General features: G+C 71.2%; 4 protein-coding genes and 1 pseudogene. 3 read left to right on the top strand and 2 right to left on the bottom strand.

The features are described 5' to 3' along the window. Nucleotides 1–117 precede the first annotated feature (117 nt). A complete protein-coding gene (locus tag B7767_RS25315; RefSeq protein WP_085574214.1) occupies nt 118–1,017 on the bottom strand; it encodes a LysR family transcriptional regulator in 900 nt (299 codons plus the stop codon). 70 nt (nt 1,018–1,087) lie between these two features. Here B7767_RS25315 and B7767_RS25320 point away from each other — a divergent pair, with 70 nt between their 5' ends. Together B7767_RS25320 and B7767_RS25325 are read left to right on the top strand one after the other, a co-directional pair. Then, on the top strand, nt 1,088–2,029 hold the full coding sequence (locus tag B7767_RS25320; protein WP_085574215.1) for an NAD-dependent epimerase/dehydratase family protein: 942 nt from the start codon (nt 1,088–1,090) through the stop codon (nt 2,027–2,029). Nucleotides 2,030–2,042: 13 nt separating this feature from the next. Beyond that, nucleotides 2,043–2,927, top strand: coding sequence for an aldo/keto reductase (locus tag B7767_RS25325; protein WP_085574216.1), 885 nt, complete (start codon nt 2,043–2,045; stop codon nt 2,925–2,927). 217 nt (nt 2,928–3,144) lie between these two features. Here B7767_RS25325 and B7767_RS25330 read toward each other — a convergent pair whose 3' ends face one another. After that, a complete protein-coding gene (locus B7767_RS25330; RefSeq protein WP_085574217.1) occupies nt 3,145–3,723 on the bottom strand; it encodes a TetR/AcrR family transcriptional regulator in 579 nt (192 codons plus the stop codon). Nucleotides 3,724–3,839: 116 nt separating this feature from the next. Between B7767_RS25330 and B7767_RS25335 the strand changes: the two are divergent. Then, a pseudogene (locus B7767_RS25335) lies at nt 3,840–4,261 on the top strand (hypothetical protein); the annotation flags it as partial.

The raw sequence follows: 4,261 nt of genomic DNA on the forward strand, positions 1-4,261 counted from the left end.
GACCGGACCGGGACACCGCGAACGGGTGCCGGGCCGCAAGCGGGGCCCGGTGTCGGCGTATGCGTGATCGCGCACGGCCACGCACGGACGGATGAGGCCGGTTCGTGGCGTGTGGGGTCAGTTTTCGTCCAACGCCGCTGCCCGTTCCTGGAGGGCCTTTATCAGCGTTCTGGCCTGAGGGTTGTTGCGTCGGTGGATCGTGGCGACGCCGAGGTGGCGGGTCGGTGCCGGCGGCGTGATCGGAACGGTGCGTACCCCTGCCATCTGCGGGGTCTGCGCGATGGACGGGATCAGCGAGATGCCGACGCCGGCAGCGACGAGGGAGCGGGCGAAGAAGTAGTCGGTCGTCGTGCCGCGTATCTCCGGGGCGAATCCGGCGCGTTCGGCGTAGCGGCGCAAGTAGGTCTCGGTCTTCAGGCAGCCGAGCACCCAGGGCTCGGCTGCCAGTTCGGCGATGTCGAGGGCTTCGCGGGCGGCCAGGGGATGGCCCTCGGCCAGGACGACATGCAGAGGGTCGTCCATGAGCGCCGTCCACGCCAAGCCGGCGTTCCGGCCGGGCAGCGGGCCGTCGAAGTGGTAGGCGAGGGCGAGGTCCACGGCGCCCTGGCGGACCAGTGGCAGGCTGTCTTCGGGCTCGGCCTCCCTGACGTGGACCACGGTGCCGGGATGGGCTGTAGCGAGGTGGGCGAGTGCGTCGGGCAGGAGGAGCCTGCCGCCGCTGGTGAAGGTGGCGATGGTGAGGTGGGTGCGACCGCTGCCGAGCCGGTCGACCTGCTGCTTGGCGTGTTCGAGCTCCGCGGCGACCGACTCGGCGGCACCGACCATGATCCGGCCGGCCGGGGTGAGGGTGACTCCGCGGGTGCTGCGCGCCACGACCTGGGCGCCGAGGCTGCGTTCGAGGGCGGCGACGTGCTGGGACACGGCCGAGGGGGTGAGACGGAGGGCTGCCGCCGCCCGGTTGAAGCTGCCGTGTTCCGCCACGGCCCGAAGGACACGCAGCCGCTGCACATCGATCAACAGTTTTCCTTGATGCGTATTCAGTAAGCAGGCACTTCTGCTGACGACGGTAGGTGTTCAGGATGGGCGCATGCAAAGGATCTGCGTGATCGGCGGAAGCCGGTACTTCGGGAAGCTCCTGGTGAAACGCCTGCAGGCGGCCGGTCACCAGGTCACGGTGATCAACCGCGGTTCGACCCCGACGCCGCCGGGTGTCGAACACCTCGTCGTCGACCGCGATGACGAGGCCGCCCTGATCGCCGCGCTCGGCTCCCGCACCTTCGACGTGGTCGTCGACCAGGTCTGCTACACCCCGGTTCAGGCCGCCATCGCCTGCGTTGCTTTCGACGGTCGCACCCGGCGCTACGTCATGACTTCCACCATCGAGGTCTATGATCCGGCAACCGCCGGGTCGCCTACCGTCCCGCACGGCACTCCGGTGCCGGAGGAGACCGTGGATCCTGCCACGTGGCGGGCGCGCATGGACCTGCCCTGGCACGACGCGGCGTACCTGGAGGCGCACTACGCCGAGGGCAAGCGCCAGGCGGAGGCCGTTTTCGCTCAGCATCCCGGGTTCGATTACGCCGCCGTGCGCAGCGCCCACGTGCTCGGTGGCGGCGCCCAGGAGTTCACCGGCCGGCTGGCGCACTACATCGGACACATCACCCAGGGCACGCAGATCCTGGTGCACGACGGGGCGCTGCCCACGGTCTTCATCCATTACGAGGAGCTGGCGGGCCTGCTGCTGTGGGTGGCCACGGTCACCAGCGTCACCGGCCCGGTCAACGCCTGCTCCGACGGCCCGCTCGACGTTCACGGCCTGGGTGCCTTGATCGCCACACAGGTCGGCCGCAAGGCCGTGTACCGGAGCGTTGCCGCGGGCGAGCCGGCCTCGCCGTTCTCCTTCGACCGCCATTACGCCATGAGCAACGCCCGCGCGAAGGGCCTCGGCTTCTCCTTCTCACACACCGCCGACTGGCTTCCCGGTGTCGTCGCCGAGGCCCTCGACGCGTCCGACGCCCCCGCCACCTGAGGACACCGGGACCATGCGCTACCGCACGATCGGAAACACCACCGTCAGCGCTGTCGGCCTGGGTGCCATGCCGATGTCCATCGAGCGCCGCCCGGACGAGGAGCGGGCCGTCGCCACCATCCACGCTGCCCTGGACGCCGGGGTCACGTTCATCGACACCGCCGACAGCTACCACTGGCACGCGGGCGAGGAGGGCCACAACGAACTTCTCATCGCCCGCGCCCTGGCCCGCTACGGCGGTGACACCTCCGGCGTCCTCGTCGCCACCAAGGGCGGCCGTGGACGCCCCGGCGACGGCAGCTGGACCGTCACCGCCACCCCCGCCCACCTCAAGCGTGCCGCCGAGGCTTCCCTGAAGCGGCTGGGCACGGAGGCCATCGGGCTGTACCAACTGCACAAGCCGGACCCGGCCGTGCCCTGGGCGGAGTCCGTGGGCGCGCTGCGCGAGTTGCTCGACGCCGGCATGATCCGTGCCGCCGGGATATCCAACGTCGACACCGACCAGATCCGTGAGGCGCGCGCGATCCTCGGCGACGGGCTCGTCTCCGTGCAGAACCGGTACTCGCCCGCCGTGCGCGACGCCGAGCCCGAGCTGCGGCTGAGTACGCGGATGGGGCTGGCCTTCCTGCCCTGGAGCCCGCTGGGCGGCATCTCCCGCAGCTCCCTCGACGGACCGCCCGGACCGGCTTCTGCGGGCACCGCCTTCCACCGCATCGCGGCCGAACACGGCGTCAGCCCGCAGCGGGTCGCCCTGGCCTGGCTGCTGGCCCGCTCCCCGACGGTGATCCCGGTGCCTGGAGCCAGCCGTCCGGCATCGATCCAGGACTCCGCCGAGGCGGCCGAACTCGAGTTGAACGAGGCGGAGCAGGCGCAGCTGGAAGACGCACTGCTCAACTGAGTCGGCGTCACCCATCGGCCGTGCGCGGCGCTCGACGTGGCCGGACACCTGGTGACGTCCGTCCGTACGCAACGGGGGAGCGGAACGCGTACGCCGACACCTGGCCGTGGACGAGCTCGGCCTGGCCGTCGCTGTCACCGTCCTCCTCGCGAGCACGCCCGTCAACGCCGCGGGTGGGGTCGATCGGCGCAGGATGAGATCGGGGGAAGGGGGAGGGCTACGGTCGGTCCGTGGTGGGGTAGGCGGCGACGAGCGTGCTGAACGTCTCGACGGGATCGTCGTCCAGTGCCGGGAGGCTGCCGCCGAGCTGCAGGGTGGCGAAGCCGTGGGCGAGCGACCAGGCGGCCAGCGCGGCGCGTCGGGCATCGGGACGGCCGGCGGCGGGAAGGCCCTCGACACCGGAGCGCAGTGCGCGGAAGGCCCGCTTCTTTGCGGCGACGAGCTCCGGGTCGTCACCGTGCAGTAGCTGGGGCCGGAACATCACCTCGAAGTGGGCCGGGTGACCGAGGGCGAACTCGACGTACTGCGCCCCCAGTTCGCGCAGCCGGTGCGTGGTGTCGGCCGGCACCACGGTCAGCGCGGTGGCCAGCAGTTCGAAACCTTCCGTGGCGATCGCGGTCAGCAGCCCGGCCTTGTCCTTGAAGTGGTGGGCGGGGGCGGCGTGTGAGACCTTGGCGCGGCGGGCGAGGCCGCGGAGGCTGATCGCGGCGACGCCGTCGCTGCGGATGACGTCCAGTGCGGCGGAGAGGACGGCCCGGCGCAGATCTCCGTGATGGTAAGCGGGTGTTGCAGCCATGGGCGGCAGGCTACCCCAGATCTAGCCATTGACAAGATGTGGGCGGTGACGCAATCTAGTCAGCGTCAAGTTCCTGTGGGACGCGTGACAGCGACAGTGACAGCGAAGGAAGCGCCATGACGCACGGCCTCGGCACGGTCCGACAGATGTGGCAGCTACTGGAACCGGTACACGCCACCCTCTACTACGCGCCGGAGGCATCGGAGGAGGCCGCGGCTCTCGGCTACGCCACCGACGAACGCTGGCCGAGCTACTTCGCCTACCGCGCCGCACCGCTCGGTCCGGCCGGCCCGCGGCTGGTGAACGCCCTCTTCTACAGCTTCAGCCCGCGGATGGTGGAGCGCCACACCGCACCGGCCTGGCGGACCGCCACGCCCGACCAGGTCCTGGACGCCCGGAGCCGCGCGATGGACCGCGCGCTGCGGAAACTGCTCGGGGACCGGATCGGCTCGCCGGAGCTGCGCGAGGCTGCGCAGCTGGCCCGCCGCGCCGCCTCGGCGGCGGACACGGCAGGCCGCCCCATGGCCGCCGCGAACGC

The sequence above is a fragment of the Streptomyces sp. 13-12-16 genome (genome assembly GCF_002114215.1).
Taxonomy (GTDB): domain Bacteria; phylum Actinomycetota; class Actinomycetes; order Streptomycetales; family Streptomycetaceae; genus Streptomyces.